This window comes from Anaerosacchariphilus polymeriproducens, from assembly GCF_003363435.1.
GTDB classification, from domain to species: domain Bacteria; phylum Bacillota; class Clostridia; order Lachnospirales; family Lachnospiraceae; genus Anaerosacchariphilus; species Anaerosacchariphilus polymeriproducens.
Genome location: NZ_QRCT01000002.1, coordinates 50593 through 66246, shown reverse-complemented (window position 1 = coordinate 66246; position 15654 = coordinate 50593). Strand labels below are relative to the sequence as shown.

Annotated in this window: 15 protein-coding genes; all 15 read left to right on the top strand. The window is 33.7% G+C overall.

What is annotated here, in order from left to right:
* The first annotated feature begins 230 nt into the window (after positions 1-230).
* The 15 genes from DWV06_RS00300 to murA all read left to right on the top strand — a co-directional run bounded on the left by DWV06_RS00300 (position 231) and on the right by murA (position 15650).
* Positions 231-971, top strand: a complete 741-nt coding sequence (locus DWV06_RS00300) for a FadR/GntR family transcriptional regulator (RefSeq protein ID WP_115480183.1) — start codon at positions 231-233, stop codon at positions 969-971.
* A 3-nt stretch (positions 972-974) separates the two neighbouring features.
* Positions 975-2321: an MATE family efflux transporter gene (locus DWV06_RS00295; protein ID WP_115480182.1), complete on the top strand. Its 1347-nt coding sequence runs from the start codon at positions 975-977 to the stop codon at positions 2319-2321.
* Between the two features lie 65 nt (positions 2322-2386).
* On the top strand, positions 2387-2701 hold the full coding sequence (locus DWV06_RS00290; RefSeq protein WP_115480181.1) for a DUF1540 domain-containing protein: 315 nt from the start codon (positions 2387-2389) through the stop codon (positions 2699-2701).
* Between the two features lie 217 nt (positions 2702-2918).
* Positions 2919-3506 carry a zinc dependent phospholipase C family protein gene (locus tag DWV06_RS00285; protein ID WP_115480180.1) on the top strand — a complete coding sequence of 196 codons (588 nt, stop codon included), beginning with the start codon at positions 2919-2921 and terminating at the stop codon, positions 3504-3506.
* A gap of 233 nt (positions 3507-3739) precedes the next feature.
* On the top strand, positions 3740-4627 hold the full coding sequence (lgt, locus tag DWV06_RS00280) for a prolipoprotein diacylglyceryl transferase (protein WP_115480179.1): 888 nt from the start codon (positions 3740-3742) through the stop codon (positions 4625-4627).
* Complete coding sequence (locus DWV06_RS00275; protein WP_115480187.1) at positions 4611-4799, top strand: aspartyl-phosphate phosphatase Spo0E family protein; 189 nt, start codon at positions 4611-4613, stop codon at positions 4797-4799. The genes lgt and DWV06_RS00275 overlap by 17 nt, the downstream gene beginning before the upstream one ends.
* Positions 4800-5098: 299 nt before the next feature.
* The gene (gene mraZ / locus DWV06_RS00270) at positions 5099-5530 is read left to right on the top strand and encodes a division/cell wall cluster transcriptional repressor MraZ (protein ID WP_115480178.1); all 432 of its coding nucleotides are present in this window, start codon (positions 5099-5101) and stop codon (positions 5528-5530) included.
* 12 nt (positions 5531-5542) lie between these two features.
* Positions 5543-6484 carry a 16S rRNA (cytosine(1402)-N(4))-methyltransferase RsmH gene (gene rsmH / locus DWV06_RS00265; protein WP_115480177.1) on the top strand — a complete coding sequence of 314 codons (942 nt, stop codon included), beginning with the start codon at positions 5543-5545 and terminating at the stop codon, positions 6482-6484.
* A gap of 30 nt (positions 6485-6514) precedes the next feature.
* A complete protein-coding gene (locus DWV06_RS00260) occupies positions 6515-7033 on the top strand; it encodes a cell division protein FtsL (RefSeq protein WP_115480176.1) in 519 nt (172 codons plus the stop codon).
* A gap of 11 nt (positions 7034-7044) precedes the next feature.
* Positions 7045-9018: a peptidoglycan D,D-transpeptidase FtsI family protein gene (locus DWV06_RS00255; protein ID WP_235828863.1), complete on the top strand. Its 1974-nt coding sequence runs from the start codon at positions 7045-7047 to the stop codon at positions 9016-9018.
* Positions 9019-9082: 64 nt separating this feature from the next.
* Positions 9083-10807: a peptidoglycan D,D-transpeptidase FtsI family protein gene (locus DWV06_RS00250; RefSeq protein WP_115480175.1), complete on the top strand. Its 1725-nt coding sequence runs from the start codon at positions 9083-9085 to the stop codon at positions 10805-10807.
* 70 nt (positions 10808-10877) lie between these two features.
* Positions 10878-11843, top strand: coding sequence for a phospho-N-acetylmuramoyl-pentapeptide-transferase (gene mraY, locus DWV06_RS00245; RefSeq protein WP_115480174.1), 966 nt, complete (start codon positions 10878-10880; stop codon positions 11841-11843).
* A 10-nt stretch (positions 11844-11853) separates the two neighbouring features.
* Entirely contained in the window at positions 11854-13215 is a 1362-nt protein-coding gene (murD, locus tag DWV06_RS00240; RefSeq protein WP_115480173.1) for a UDP-N-acetylmuramoyl-L-alanine--D-glutamate ligase, read from the top strand.
* A 4-nt stretch (positions 13216-13219) separates the two neighbouring features.
* Positions 13220-14332 (top strand): putative lipid II flippase FtsW, encoded by a 1113-nt coding sequence (ftsW, locus tag DWV06_RS00235; protein WP_115480172.1) that lies wholly within the window; start codon positions 13220-13222, stop codon positions 14330-14332.
* A gap of 67 nt (positions 14333-14399) precedes the next feature.
* Positions 14400-15650 carry a UDP-N-acetylglucosamine 1-carboxyvinyltransferase gene (murA, locus tag DWV06_RS00230; RefSeq protein WP_115480171.1) on the top strand — a complete coding sequence of 417 codons (1251 nt, stop codon included), beginning with the start codon at positions 14400-14402 and terminating at the stop codon, positions 15648-15650.
* Positions 15651-15654: the final 4 nt, after the last annotated feature.

The following is a 15654-nucleotide window of genomic DNA, read 5'->3' as shown; positions in this document are numbered from 1 at the left end:
ATATCATAATAAACAGATGCGATGCAAAAAAATCGCATAGTAAAAAATTTGCTATTACTTAATAGTAAGGGGATTTTATACCCTTTTTTAAGAACACAATATCTTATGGTCAGAAAAAAGAAGCCATGAAAAAATGATCACTCGTTTTTTCACAGCCCCTTTTTCTATTGACCAAAAAGAAAGAAAAAAGTAAAATGGTAATACCAGCTTACCAATGAAAGGAGAAGGAAATGGGAATTGTTAAAAAAAGTAGTTCAAGCGAACAAATTATTGATTATATCCTAAAGAAAATAGAGGATCAAGAATGGAAAAGCGGAGATCGTCTGCCCAGTGAAAGAGAATTTGCACAGCAACTGGGAGTAAGCAGAATTCCTTTGAGGGAGGCAATATGTGCCCTTTCAACTATGGGGATACTTTCGGTAAAGCAAGGTGGGGGAACTTTTATTGAAGAATATAATCCGGAATATCTAGGGAAAAATTTTAAAACATATACACTTCTAAGTAAATCTTTAATCGATGAAATTTTTGAAGCCAGAATTATTTTAGAAGCAGAAGTGGCCAAGCTTGCTGCCCGTAATCGTAAGGATGATGATTTGAAGGGAATAAGGCAGGCTATGAGAAGACATTCAAAAACGGCATTGATGTTTTTTGATGGTATAGGAACCAAACAAGAAGTGTTATTAGACGATAATGATTTTCATATGGGGATTGCGGCTGCAACGCATAATTCATTTTTGTATCAAATGCTTGATACGGTAAGAAGTGTAGGACAGAACAGTCATTTGTATGATGATAAATATGTTATGAATCGAGAAGAATATAAAGAAGCAATTCAATTTCACGAAAAAATTTATCAAGCAATTGCTGAACAGAAGGAAGATATTGCATTTTCTGTAATGGAGAATCATATAAAAACCATTCGTTCCTCATTAGATGTAGAAAGAATGAAAAAAGAGTTTGGTGAGGAATAGCTCATGGTTAAAAACAGAAGTTTTTATAAAGTTTTTTTTACTCTAATGTTTAGTATAGCACTTCAGAATTTATTAACATATTCTATCAATATGGCAGATAATGTTATGCTAGGCAGATACAGTGAAGTTGCAATGTCTGCAGCATCTCTTTGTAATCAGATTCAGTTTTTACTGCAGATGTTAGTGGAAGGAGTTGGAGTAGGTGTCGTTGTTTTGGGGTCTCAGTACTGGGGAAAGAAAAATTTGGAACCAATCCCCCATATTATTGGAGCTGCTCTCAAATTTGGTGTTGGGATCAGTAGTATATTATTTCTATTCGTATTTTTTTATCCGATACATATACTACAGCTGCTAACTAACAATCAAGCTGTTTTGCAGGAAGCAGTTTCCTACATTAAAATCATTTGTTTCTCATATGTGATTTTTGCATTAACCAATATGTTGGTTGCATCATTACGTTCCATAGCTATTGTAAAAATAGGATATATTATTTCTGCATCTACTTTATGTATTAATATTATTCTGAATTCTGTATTAATTTATGGAAGATTTGGATTTCCACAGTTGGGAATAAGAGGAGCTGCAATTGCATCATTAATATCCAGGATTGTTGAATTATTTATAGTAATTCTATATTTAAAATATAAAGAAAATCTATTAAATTTGAGCTTTAAAAAATTATTTTGGAGCGATACTAGTTTTATCAGTGATTATATTAAAGTTTCTCTGCCTATTTTAGTGACTCAGGGGTTGTGGGGAATTTCTCAGATGGTTCAGACCTCTATTCTGGGTCATATGGGATCAACTGCAATTGCTGCAAATAGTGTTGCCATAACAGTGGTACAGATTGTAACCGTTATTATATATGGTGCCGCGGGTGCAGCAGGGATTATAACGGGAAAAACAGTTGGTGAAGGGAATTTTAGTGAAATTAAAGATAATACGAAAACATTTCAACTAATATTTGTTATTCTTGGTATTATTACCAGCATTATAATTTATTTAATTCGCATACCTATACTTCAAATATATTCTATTACAGAAAATGCAAAAGAATTGGCTGTACAGTTTATGCTGATCCTTAGTATTACGACACTTGGAACTTCTTATCAGATGTGTTGTGATGTTGGAATCATTCGTGGAGGAGGAGATACTAAATTTCCATTGTATAATAACAATTTTTTTATGTGGATTATTGTTATTCCATCTGCAATAATATCTGCATTTGTATTTGATTTATCACCTACTATTGTATTTTTTTGTTTAAAAGTAGATCAAATTCTGAAATGTCCTATCATTGCTTGGAGAGTCAACCGTTATCGGTGGATTCATAAAGTCACACGCATATAAGTAGCTTAATGAATAATTTTATCCAATAAGTAAAACACTACAAAAAAAGAAAGGAGCATTATAATATGACAAACTTAGAATGTAGTGTTAGAAACTGCTTGTATAATGAAGAAAATCGTTGTTGTAAAGGAGAAATAAAGGTAGGTGGCGATGAGGCCAATAGAACAGAAGAAACGTGTTGCAGGAGTTTTGTAGAGAGGGCGCGTAATGTTTATTCAAACGTTTCCGGCCAGCCAAGTGAACGTTTGCAAGTAAGATGTACGGCGGCTAATTGTAAATATAATGATAGCTGGAAGTGTAGTGCCTCTCATATTGGGATAGCAGGAAGCAATGCAACCAATTGGGAAGATACAGAATGTTCCTCTTTTAGATTATCTTAATTTTTTTGAAAATTATTTCATTTTATAGAGAATTTTAATGTTTTAAAGGAGGTATTTAGATACTTAATTAAATTTTTATCTTAAATTTATAAATTGGATGAAAATAGCACTTGAAAAAAAATAATTCAGGAAGTACAATGAGTATGTTGGTAACTAAAAAAAATCATTTTAACTACGGGTTGGATATAGCCTGATTTATAAAGCGGAGGATATTATATTGAGAAAAAAATCTCATATTTCATTAGCAAGATATATTGTAAAAGAAATGGAAGTAGAAGAGTTAATGAAACACCGGAAAGCATTTTGCTTGGGAAGTATTCTTCCGGATTGTAAGCCATCTTTTTTTACTATGAAGCATGAATTTAATGGAACATTTGATAAAATGCAGAGCGAAATAGCGAGGCTTACTACTGGGACTACACAAGATAATATGCGGGTTTATTGCAGAGATTTGGGTCAAGTAATACATTTTATAGCAGATTATTTTACATTTCCTCATAATCATATATTTCCTGGATCGTTAAAGGACCATTGTATCTATGAAAAAGAATTAAAATATTCATTGCGCTCTTATATAAAAAGTGGGGAAGCGCAAAGAAATCTTCAGAGAATGAGAGTATTTAAATCTTCTGATGAAATATGTGAGTTTATCAAAAAATCCCATGAAGAATATTTAAAAATGAAGAAGACAGTGAAGGAAGATTGTAAGTATATTGTTTCGATTTGTCATCAGGTAGTGATAGGAATTTTAAGTTTAATAGGAATCTACTGCAAAAATTCTACAGAATTAGAGATTGCAGCTTAATTCAATAAAGTTAGCGAAGATTAGATTATTAAAGCGATTCAATTCATTTTGAGTCGCTTTTTTTGCAAAATATGGCGAGCTTAATTTTGGTTTTTGTGGTCATTGTAGTCGAAAAATGGAAAAACTTCACGTTTTGTTTTGTTTGATTTTTACCATGGAAAAGGGTAAAATAGGATTAAGTCGAATGAGACAGAACGAAATCGCATTATGAGACCAATTAAGGAGTATTACATATGGACATGAATATTAATTTTCCGAATTTAAATATATATTTGGAACATGTAGGTAAATCAATTAATTTATTTGGAATTGAGGTTGCGTATTATGGCATTATAATAGGAATTGCTATGATGATAGGGATATTTTGCGTACAGCACGAGGCGAAAGCTACGGGACAAAATCCGGATACATATTGGGATTTAGCATTTTTTATAGTTATATTCTCTATAATCGGTGCCAGGTTATATTATGTATTTTTTTCTTGGGATAATTACAAAGATGATTTGATTCGAATATTTAAAATAAGAGAAGGTGGACTTGCTATCTTTGGGGGTGTCATTGCAGCTGTCATTACAGTGTTTATATTCTCCAAAATAAAACAATTGTCATTTCCACAACTGGCAGATACTGCTTGTATAGGATTAGTGGTGGGACAAATAATAGGAAGGTGGGGTAATTTTTTTAATCGAGAAGCGTTTGGAGACTATACAAATGGTATTTTTGCAATGTTGCTTCCAATTAATGCAGTAAGAAGTAATGAAATTACACAGGAGATGAAAAATAATATTTTGAATATTGGTGATGTTACTTACATTCAAGTTCATCCCACGTTCTTATATGAATCATTATGGAATATAGGTGTATTGATCATGTTACTTATATATAAGAAACATAAGAAATTTGAAGGCGAAATATTTCTAATGTATTTAATAGGATATGGAATCGGGAGGAGCTGGATAGAAGGTCTTAGAACAGATCAATTATTACTGCCAATTTTAAATATACCTGTTTCACAACTCTTAGCATTAGTGACTGTTGCAGTCGCAGTATTAATAATTGGAATAACTAGAAAGAATTTAATTAGGAAAGGGAGAGGTGATGAAAATGCGGGAGATAGCTAATTCAATTTTGATTCAGGAAATTGAAGATGCGAGGATGCAGCTAGATACAGCAATTGAGACAAATAAAGCGGCTGACATTACCTATTCTTATAGCGTGAAGTTAGACAAGTTAATAGAGGAATATATCACAAGACATACAATATGTTCAAGAAGAATAGGGGATAGATCTTAAGATAGTTAGTGACAATTTAATGAGTAGTGTGAAAAATATAAAGCACTTGTTTATTTTCCAGAATATGGAGAATAAATAGGTGCTTTTTTTGTTAATGAAATTTCTTAAAAAAAGAAGTAAATACTTGCTATTTCTCATTAAGTGGGGTAGAATGGTATTAAAAGTGGAGGAAAGTGGTGCGTAATGGTTCAAAGTGGTGGATAAGTGGAAAACTTTGTGGATAACTCAGAAGTGGATAAAAGTAAGTTTGATACGATCTTTGATTTGAACGAAAACGACTGGAATATCAGGTGATTGCTATGTTTATGGGTGAATATAATCACACAATTGATGCCAAAGGAAGATTAATCGTCCCAGCTAAGTTTAGAGATAAGCTTGGTGAAGAATTTGTTGTAACTAAGGGATTGGACGGTTGTTTATTTGTGTACCCACAAGAAGAGTGGAAAGTATTTGAAGAGAAGCTCCACTCTCTACCACTTACCAACAAAGATGCGAGAAAATTTTCACGTTTCTTCTTGGCAGGAGCAGCGACATGTGAAATTGATAAACAGGGAAGAATTTTATTACCATCCGTTTTGCGGGAATTTGCTGAACTGGAAAAAGATGTTGTCCTAGTCGGAGTCTTAGGAAGAATTGAGATTTGGAGTAAGAGTAAATGGACAGAAAACAGTGCTTATGATGATATGGATGAAATAGCAGAACATATGGAGGAATTAGGATTAAGCATATAAAAGGAGAAGAAAATGGAATTTAAACATCAATCTGTATTATTAGCAGAAACCATTGAAAATTTGAATATCAAACCAGATGGAATCTATGTAGACGGTACATTAGGTGGTGGTGGACATGCTTATGAAGTTTGTAAGAGGCTGTCCGAAAAAGGAAGATTTTACGGTATTGATCAAGATGATGCAGCAATTGCGGCTGCTGGTAAAAAACTAGAGGAATTTCAAGATAAAGTTACGATTATTAGAAGCAATTATAGTGAAATGAAAAAGGAACTGAATAGAATTGGTATTTATGGAGTGGATGGAATCGTATTAGATTTAGGAGTTTCTTCATATCAATTAGATACATCAGATAGAGGTTTTACCTATAGGGAAGAAGATGCACCATTAGATATGCGGATGGATAGAAGACAAGAGATGACCGCCAAAGAAATCGTAAATGAATATAGTCAGGCTGATTTGTATCGGCTCATTCGAGACTTTGGAGAAGATAAATTTGCACAAAACATTGCGAAACATATTGTAAAAGCTAGAGAATTGAAACCGTTAGAGACTACTGGAGATTTAATTAAGGTAATAAGAGGAGCAATTCCTATGCGGGTACAAGCCGGTATGGGACATCCGGCCAAAAAGACATTTCAGGCAATACGAATTGAATTAAACCGAGAGCTTGAAGTTCTGCAAAACACATTAGACGAAATGATTGATTTGCTAAATGATAAAGGAAGGATATGTATTATTACATTTCACTCTTTAGAAGATAGGATCGTTAAAACTATTTTTAGAAAAAATGAAAATCCTTGCACATGTCCAAGCCATTTTCCGGTTTGTGTGTGTAATAAAAAACCAAAAGGAAAAGTGATTACAAGAAAACCCATTATTCCATCAGAGGAAGAAATAGAACGGAACAAAAGATCAAAAAGTTCTAAGTTAAGGGTATTTGAAAGAATAAATTAGAAGAAAGAGCCGGTAGAAAGGAAGATATGTATGACAAGACGACAAGGACAAGCATTACATAAAAATCGTAATTACATACAGGGAAATACCGTGAAACGTGCTGAGACAGCACCGGATATTAAAAGACGTAGGATTCAGGAAGATAAAAGGAAGAAAAGAGTCAGTGTAGAGACAAGAAGAAATCGCCAGAGAGCCATGAGTATGAATCTGGGATATGTATTGCTCTTATCATTTGCAGCAGTTATAATGTTTGCAGTGTGTGCTGAATATTTACATTTGAAAATAAATCTGACTAACAGGGTAAATAATATTGCAGGTCTAGAAAGCAAGCTTCAGGATATGACATCTGAGAATGATGAATTAGCAAATAAAATAAATGCTTCCGTAGATCTAGAACATGTTAAGAAAGTTGCAATAGAAGAATTAGGGATGATTTATCCCTCAAAAGAACAAATCGTAATATATAAGGACTCGAACAGTGACTATATGAATCAATATGAAAACATTCCGAAAAAAGAAAGTACAAATTTAGCGAGTGTTTTGGATTAATAGGAGTTTTTGTGGGTAAAAGAAAGAAAAAAGTAAGTAAAAAATTTTTGCTACGTATGCAAAAAAAATTAATTGTACTATTTATCATGGTTATGTTAGTATTAGTAGGACTTGCAGTACGAATTTTGTACATTAATATTGTAAGTGGAAATAAATATGAAAAAAAAGTTCTTTCGCAACAAAAATATGATAGTAAAGTGATACCGTTTCGACGTGGAGATATTGTGGATAGTAAAGGGAACATTCTTGCTACCAGTAAAGATGTATATAATATTATTTTAGATTGTAAAATTATTAATTCTGAAGAAAAATATAAAAAAGCATCCATAAAAGCTTTGACAAGTTGTTTTTCTGACATTACAGCAGAGGAACTAGAGAAAATATTAAAGGATAAACCTGCTTCACAATATACAGTATTAAGAAAAAGACTTTCTTATGATGCAATTGCAAAGTTTGTTAAAATACAAAATGATAAAAAAAAGGGAACGAATGTTAAAGGGGTATGGTTTGAAAAAGAATATCTTAGAAGTTATCCTTTAAAAACAATTGCAAGTAATTTGTTAGGGTTTACTTCAGCCGGTAACGTCGGGAACGGTGGCATTGAAGGAAAATATAATGATTACTTAAATGGTGAAAATGGCAGAGAATTTGGGTTTTTAAATAGTGAAAATAATCTGGAGCGTACGGTAAAAGCACCAACGAATGGAAATACTGTTGTTTCTACTATTGATGTAAATATACAAACAGTAGTAGAACAGAAAATTGCAGCTTTCAATGAGGCGCATAAGGATGAAGCAAGAGAAGGGGCAGGAAGCAAAAATACAGCTGTTATTGTTATGAATCCTAATACAGGAGAGGTACTAGCAATGGCTGATTCTTCCTCTTATGATTTAAATAATCCAAGAGATTTAAGCGGTTATTATACACAAGAAGAAATTGATGCAATGAATGAAGAAGAAACTTATGATGCATTGAATAAAATCTGGAGAAATTATTGTATTACAGATACTTATGAACCGGGATCGACCATAAAGCCATTTACGGTTGCTACAGGTTTGGATACAGGTGCGCTGAAAGGTGATGAGCATTATTTTTGTGATGGTTTCGAAATGGTGGGCGGTCACAGAATTAAATGTTCCAATCATAGTGGTCATGGAGATGTAACAATAGAAAAAGCATTGATGGTTTCCTGTAATGATGCTTTAATGCAGATGGTAAGGTCGATAGGGAAAGATAATTTTTGTAAATATCAAGGCATTTTTAATTTTGGCATAAAAACGAATATTGATCTACCGGGAGAAGCAAGAACTTCTAATTTGCTGTATAAAGTGGATAATATGGGAGAAGCTGATTTGGCAACGAATTCATTTGGACAGAACTTTAATGTTACAATGATACAAATGGCAACTGCTTTCTCTTCCTTGGTTAATGGCGGGTATTATTATAAACCACAAGTAGTCAGTAAAATAATAGGTATCAATAATAATACGGTAAAAGTGAATGAGAGTGTTGTGCAAAAGCAGACAATTTCTACCAAAACAAGTGATAATATCAAAGAATATTTATACAAAACTGTTTCAGAAGGAACAGGAAAAACAGCAAAAGTGAATGGATATTCGATGGGAGGAAAAACAGGTACAGCAGAAAAATACCCACGTGGAAAGGGTAATTATCTTGTTTCTTTTATTGGTTGTGTTCCGGCCTTAAATCCAGAACTAGTAATCTATGCAATTATTGATGAACCGAATGTAGAAGTGCAGTCACAAAGTACTTATGCACAACAGTTAGTCAAAGATATTCTTACCGAAGTCCTTCCTTATATGAATATATATCCGGATGAAGAATTGGAAGAATCGCAGGAAACGGTTAAAGAAGATATACCACAAGAATCTTTTGAATCACCGGAGAGTACTCCTTTAGAGGATCCTCAAGCAGAAGAGTTGGCAACACAAGAGGCAAATGCCGGTGAAAATGTACCTCGTTAAATAATACATAACCTTATAGAAGTTATAATAAACTATAGTAATTGCTTTTATGAGGTTTTGCTGCATGGAAAAGAATAAAACATTTAATAGAAAAAAAATACTGATCTTTTTTACTTGTATGGCCGTATTTATGATGGTGTTGACTGGAAGACTAGTTTATCTAATGATTTTCTGTTCTGAATACTATGGACAAAAGGCAGAAGATCTTCATGAAAGGGAGCGCAGTATAAAGGCAGAGCGTGGGAAAATCATTGATGCAGCCGGAAAAATTCTAGCGGATAATCGAGCTGTTTGTACGATTTCAGTGATTCATAGTCAGATTAAAGAACCTGAAAAAATAATAAAAGTACTATCAAAAGAGTTAGGTCTGACAGAAAACGAAGTTAGAAAACGAGTAGAAAAGGTGAGCTCTATTGAAAAGGTAAAGTCTAATGTAGATAAAGAAATTGGAGATACCATTCGTAATTATGGTTTGGCTGGAGTTAAAATTGATGAAGATTACAAACGATACTATCCATTTGATTCATTAGCTTCCAAGGTATTAGGTTTTACCGGAGGAGATAACCAAGGAATTATTGGTCTGGAGGTTATCTATGAAAAATATTTAAAAGGAATTGATGGAAAAATTTTGACTCTGACAGATGCAAGAGGGGTAGAGATTGAAGATGCAGGTGAGAGGAGACAAGAACCGATTACAGGGAATGATCTTCATGTCAGTTTAGATAGTAATATTCAAGAGTATGTACAACAGGCAGCATTGAGAGCATTGCAGACAAAAAGTGCAAATAGTGTAAGTATTATTGTTATGAACCCTCAAAATGGTGAAATATACAGTATGGTAAATGTACCGGAGTTTAATCTTAATGATCCATTTACATTAAATATAGAAGTTCCGGATAATTTAACACAAAAACAATTGCAGGATCTAAGAAATCAAATGTGGAGAAATCAATGTATTAATGATACTTATGAACCGGGTTCTACATTTAAAATCATAACATCAGCAGCAGGTCTGGAAGAAAAGGTCGTAAAATTAGATGATACTTTTAATTGCCCGGGATATAAAATTGTGGAAGACAGGAAAATCCGCTGTCATAAAGTCACAGGTCATGGTCCGGAAACATTTGTAGAAGGAATTATGAATTCCTGTAATCCTGTTTTTATTGAAGTAGGATTAAGATTAGGAGTCGATAATTTTTATAAGTATTTTAAGCAGTTTGGACTATTAGGAAAAACAAATATTGACTTGCCTGGAGAAGCGAATACCATTATGCATAATAAGAAAAATGTCGGTATAGTAGAATTAGCAACGATATCCTTTGGACAGTCATTTCAAATCACACCGATTCAGTTAGCAACTACTGCAAGCTCATTAATAAATGGTGGCAATAGGATAACCCCTCATTTTGGAGTGAATGTTACAGGAAAAAATAAAGAACTAGTTAAGAAATTTTCATATGATGTTACTGAAAATATTGTTTCCGATGAAACATCAGAAACCCTTCGTTTTTTATTAGAAAAAGTAGTTTCAAAAGGAACCGGTAAAAATGCGTTTATTGAAGGATATGAAATTGGTGGAAAGACTGCAACTTCACAAACACTTCCGAGGAGTGCCAAAAAATATATTTCATCTTTTATAGGATTTGCGCCTGCGGATCATCCCCAAGTATTAGCATTAGTAATCATTAATAATCCACAGGGCATTTATTATGGTGGAACTATAGCAGCTCCAGTAGCGAAAGAGATATTTGAAAATATCCTTCCTTATTTAGGGGTTGATAAAAAGTAAAAAAAGAATTATACTAGCTTGATTATGATATTGAATTATCTTTGTAATAACAAAAGAATGAGGTGTAAATATGAATTTTAGAATAGTAATTCCGGTAATTATAGCATTTGTAATAAGTGCTTCATTAGGACCTATTATGATACCGGTATTAAGAAGATTAAAAGTTGGTCAAACGGAAAGAGAAGAATTGAAATCCCATTTAAAAAAAGCGGGCACGCCGACAATGGGCGGAATTATGATTTTAACAAGTATTGTAATTACATCCTTGTTTTATATTAAAGATTATCCAAAGATTATTCCAATTTTGTTTGTTACGATAGGATTTGGAATTATAGGATTTTTAGATGACTATTTGAAAGTTGTATTGAAACGTTCAGATGGACTTTTACCCAGACAGAAAATGGCGTTGCAGATAATAGTGACAGGAATATTTGCTTTTTACCTTATTAACTTTACAGATGTTTCTTTAAAAACATTAGTTCCGTTTACAGGAGGTTTTGATAAGGGTATTTTCTTAGATTGGGGTATTTTTACGATTCCGTTAATGTTCGTTGCGGTAATTGGTACGGTCAATGGTGTTAATTTTACAGATGGACTAGATGGTTTAGCATCTAGTGTTACTGTGTTAGTAGCGACTTTCTTTTCTGTTGTTGCAGTAGGAACGCATAGTGGGATTGAACCGATTACCTGTGCAGTTGTCGGTGGTCTATTAGGTTTTTTACTTTTTAATGTTTATCCTGCTAGTGTATTTATGGGAGATACAGGGTCTCTTGCTTTGGGGGGATTTGTCGTATCTACCGCGTATATGCTGCAAATGCCGTTGTTCATTTTGATTGTAGGCCTTCTATATTTAGTAGAAGTAATATCTGTTATGATTCAAGTCACCTATTTCAAAAAAACAGGCGGTAAAAGATTTTTTAAAATGGCACCGATTCATCATCATTTTGAATTATGCGGCTGGTCTGAAACCAAAGTTGTAGCTGTATTTTCGATTATTACAGCAATGTTATGTTTAGTTGCATTATTAGCAGTATAGGAGGCACAAAATGGATTTATTACAAAAGTGCGTTCTCGTAGTGGGTACGGGAATTAGTGGTATTGGAGCTGTGGAATTATTAGAGACAAAAAATATCAAAACACTTCTTTATGATGGAAATAAAGAAGTAAAAGAAGAATATATAAGAAATAAGTTGCCAAAAGACAGCAAAACTCAAATAATAATTGGAGATATTGAAGAGGAATTGCTAGATCAAATAGATATAGCTGTATTAAGCCCGGGAGTTCCGACAGATTTACCATTTGTAGAAAAAATGAGAAAGAGAAATATTGTTATCTGGGGCGAAATAGAATTGGCATTCTACTTTGAAAAAGGAAGTGTTCTGGCAATTACAGGAACGAATGGAAAAACAACAACAACAGCACTTTTAGGTGAAATTATGAGAAATTATCATAAAAATACTTTTGTAGTTGGTAATATAGGAACACCATATACAAGTACTGTGCTGAATACTAACCAAAATTCTGTTACAGTAGCTGAAGTCAGCAGTTTTCAATTAGAAACGATTGAAAATTTTCATCCGGTAGCTGCGGCAATATTAAATATTACACCAGACCATTTGAACCGGCATCATACGATGGAAAATTATCAGAAAGCCAAAGAAGCTATCGTGAGAAACCAAACGTTTGCAGATACTTGTGTTTTGAACTATGATGATCATTTCACAAGAGAATTTGGAAAAACAATTCAAAGCAAAGTTGTATATTTTAGTCGTTTGGAGAAGCTTCAAGAAGGGATTTATATTGATTCCGGAACAATTGTATTTGCGAATGAGAAAGATTTGACACCAATATGTCGTTTGGATGAATTGCAATTATTAGGTGGACATAATCATGAAAATGTAATGGCAGTCATTGCAATGTCTATTAGCTATGGAGTACCGATACATATTATTCAAGAAACTGTGAAAAGATTTCAGGGTGTAGAACATAGAATTGAGTTTGTAACAGAAAGGAATGGAGTTGCTTATTATAACGATTCCAAAGGAACGAATCCTGATGCTGCGATCAAGGGAATTCAGGCAATGAACAGGCCTACATTTCTTATCGGAGGAGGATATGACAAAGATTCTCAATACGATGAGTGGATTCAGGCTTTTGAAGGGAAAGTAAAATGGCTTGTGCTTTTAGGAGCGACCAGGGAAAAAATCGCAGAAGCGGCCAAAAGACAAGGTTTTACGAACATTATTTTTGCAGAGTGTTTAAAAGAAGCTGTTGAAATATGTGCAAAAAAAGCAGAAAAGGGCGATGCAGTACTATTGTCACCTGCCTGTGCAAGCTGGGGGATGTTTAAAAATTATGAAGAACGGGGAAGAAAGTTTAAAGAGTATGTAAATGAACTTAAGGAGTGAGAGAATGAATCTAAGACCAAGCGGATCTAGTGAAGCGAAACAAAAAAAGTTTTTTGATTATAGTCTTATGTTTATCGTGATTTTTTTAGTGTGCTTTGGTCTGGTTATGTTATATAGTACCAGTTCTTATAGCGGGCAGGTGAAACATGGAGATCCCGCTCATTATTTAAAAAAACAGTTGGCGGCAACAGGTCTTGGAATTGTAGCAATGATAGCAATTTCAAAAATCAATTATCATTTCTGGAAACATTTTGCATTACTGGGTTATATTAGTTCTATTGTTCTATCTACTTTAGTTTTTTTTATTGGAAGAGAAGTCAATGGATCAAAGAGATGGATCTATCTGGGACCAATTTCATTTCAACCATCAGAATTTGCCAAACTAGCAGTTATATTGTTTTTGGCTTATGTGATTAGTAAATCGGCCAAAAGTATGACTAGTATTTCAGGGATGATCAAGGTAATTCTTCTGGCATTGCCGATTGTTGGTCTGGTTGGGAAAAATAACTTAAGTTCTGCTATTATTATTTTGGGAATAGCAGTTGTTTTAATTTTTGTTGCAAGCCCCAAATATAAGCAATTTATAATGATAGCTGGAGTAGGAATTATATTTATAACAATATTTTTAAGTATTGAGAGCTACCGGTTGGAACGACTGAAGGTATGGAGAAATCCTGAAAATTATGAAAAAGGATATCAAACACTTCAAGGTTTATATGCAATTGGCTCAGGAGGGTTGTTTGGAAAAGGCCTGGGTGAGAGTATGCAGAAACTTGGTTTTATTCCGGAAGCACAGAATGATATGATTTTTTCTATAATTTGTGAAGAACTAGGGCTTTTTGGAGCAGTTTGTGTTATAATGCTTTTTTTATTATTAGTATGGAGGTTTATGGTAATCGCAAATAATGCGAAAGACCTTTTTGGAGCTTTATTAGTAGTAGGGGTTATGGCTCATATATCAATTCAGGTAATACTGAATATTTCCGTTGTTACAAATACAATACCTAATACAGGAATAATATTACCATTCATTAGTTATGGAGGTACATCCGTTAGTTTCTTATTAGCAGAGATGGGATTAGCGCTAAGTGTATCCAATGGAATAAGATTCGAATGATAATCAAGCACTCAAAACAGAGTAACTCATATAATAAAATATAAGTGTAATTCCTTGGAGGTCTGTTTTGAATAAAATTGAAATTCTAGGTGGAAAACCTTTACAAGGTGTTGTTACAATTCAGGGATCGAAAAATGCAGTTTTGCCTATTTTGGCGGCATCAGTTTTAAATAAGGGTATTACAGTGTTGCATGGTTGTCCAAAAATATTAGATGTTATTTATATGATTGAAATTTTAAAAGAAATTGGATGTTACATAAAGTGGAACGAAGAATCACTGATGATAGATGCATCAACGATAGTATCAGGGGCGATATCGAAAGAATATGCTCAGAAAATGCGTTCTTCCGTAATTTTGTTTGGAAGCCTTCTGGCTAGAAAAGGAGAAGCGTCTATAGTATATCCCGGAGGTTGTATCATTGGCGGCCGGCCTATAGATCTGCACATAATGGCCTTAAAGAAATTAAATGCAACAATAGAAGAAAAGAATGAAAGAATAATGGGATATACCAAAGAATTAAGAGGAAGTGAAATTTATTTTCCGTTTTCAAGTGTTGGTGCTACGGAAAATGTTTTGTTAGCAGCGGTATTGGCAAATGGTACGACTTATATTCATGCTGCCGCGAAAGAACCGGAAATTCAAATACTCTGTAGTTTTTTAAGAGAGATGGGAGCTGATATATCAGGAGATGGAACAGACTGCATTACTGTCAATGGAGTCAAAGAATTGAAAGATATAGAATATAGGATTCCAAGTGACAGAATAGTTGCCGGTACTTATCTTTTAGCAGCTGTTGCAACAAGAGGAAAAATTTTATTGAAGAAAGCACCAACGGAACATATTAATGAATTTTTAAAAGTAGTAGAGCAGCTTGGGGCAAGAATTTTTTTGTTAGGAGAAGGAGTATGGATAAATGCACAAGAAGCTACTCATTCAATTGAGTATTTAGAAACAAATCCTTATCCGGGATTTCCAACAGATCTGCAGTCACAGATGATGGCAGTTCTGTCAATAGCAGATGGGGAAAGCAGGCTAAAAGAAAATATTTTTGATGGTAGATTTCGATTAGCAGATGAACTAAATAAGATGGGAGCAGATATACGTATTCAAGGTAATGAAGCCGTTATTCATGGGGTTGAAAAACTGAAAGGAGGAAATGTCTGGGCACAAGATCTTCGAGGTGGTGCAGCACTTGCAATAGCAGGGCTTGCAGCAGAGAATAGGACAATAGTCCATGATATTGGACATATTCAGAGAGGATATCTGGATATTTGTAAAGATTTGACGGAATTAGGTGCAGACATTCGATATAGTTAAGGTG

Excerpts from the sequence above, each read along its gene's own strand:
- DWV06_RS00260 (WP_115480176.1), top strand. The coding sequence starts at position 6,515 with ATGACAAGACGACAAGGACAAGCATTACATAAAAATCGTAATTACATA.
- lgt (WP_115480179.1), top strand. The coding sequence starts at position 3,740 with ATGGACATGAATATTAATTTTCCGAATTTAAATATATATTTGGAACAT.
- murD (WP_115480173.1), top strand. The coding sequence starts at position 11,854 with ATGGATTTATTACAAAAGTGCGTTCTCGTAGTGGGTACGGGAATTAGT.
- DWV06_RS00275 (WP_115480187.1), top strand. The coding sequence starts at position 4,611 with ATGCGGGAGATAGCTAATTCAATTTTGATTCAGGAAATTGAAGATGCG.
- DWV06_RS00290 (WP_115480181.1), top strand. The coding sequence starts at position 2,387 with ATGACAAACTTAGAATGTAGTGTTAGAAACTGCTTGTATAATGAAGAA.
- DWV06_RS00295 (WP_115480182.1), top strand. The coding sequence starts at position 975 with ATGGTTAAAAACAGAAGTTTTTATAAAGTTTTTTTTACTCTAATGTTT.
- ftsW (WP_115480172.1), top strand. The coding sequence starts at position 13,220 with ATGAATCTAAGACCAAGCGGATCTAGTGAAGCGAAACAAAAAAAGTTT.
- mraY (WP_115480174.1), top strand. The coding sequence starts at position 10,878 with ATGAATTTTAGAATAGTAATTCCGGTAATTATAGCATTTGTAATAAGT.
- DWV06_RS00250 (WP_115480175.1), top strand. The coding sequence starts at position 9,083 with ATGGAAAAGAATAAAACATTTAATAGAAAAAAAATACTGATCTTTTTT.
- rsmH (WP_115480177.1), top strand. The coding sequence starts at position 5,543 with ATGGAATTTAAACATCAATCTGTATTATTAGCAGAAACCATTGAAAAT.
- DWV06_RS00300 (WP_115480183.1), top strand. The coding sequence starts at position 231 with ATGGGAATTGTTAAAAAAAGTAGTTCAAGCGAACAAATTATTGATTAT.
- mraZ (WP_115480178.1), top strand. The coding sequence starts at position 5,099 with ATGTTTATGGGTGAATATAATCACACAATTGATGCCAAAGGAAGATTA.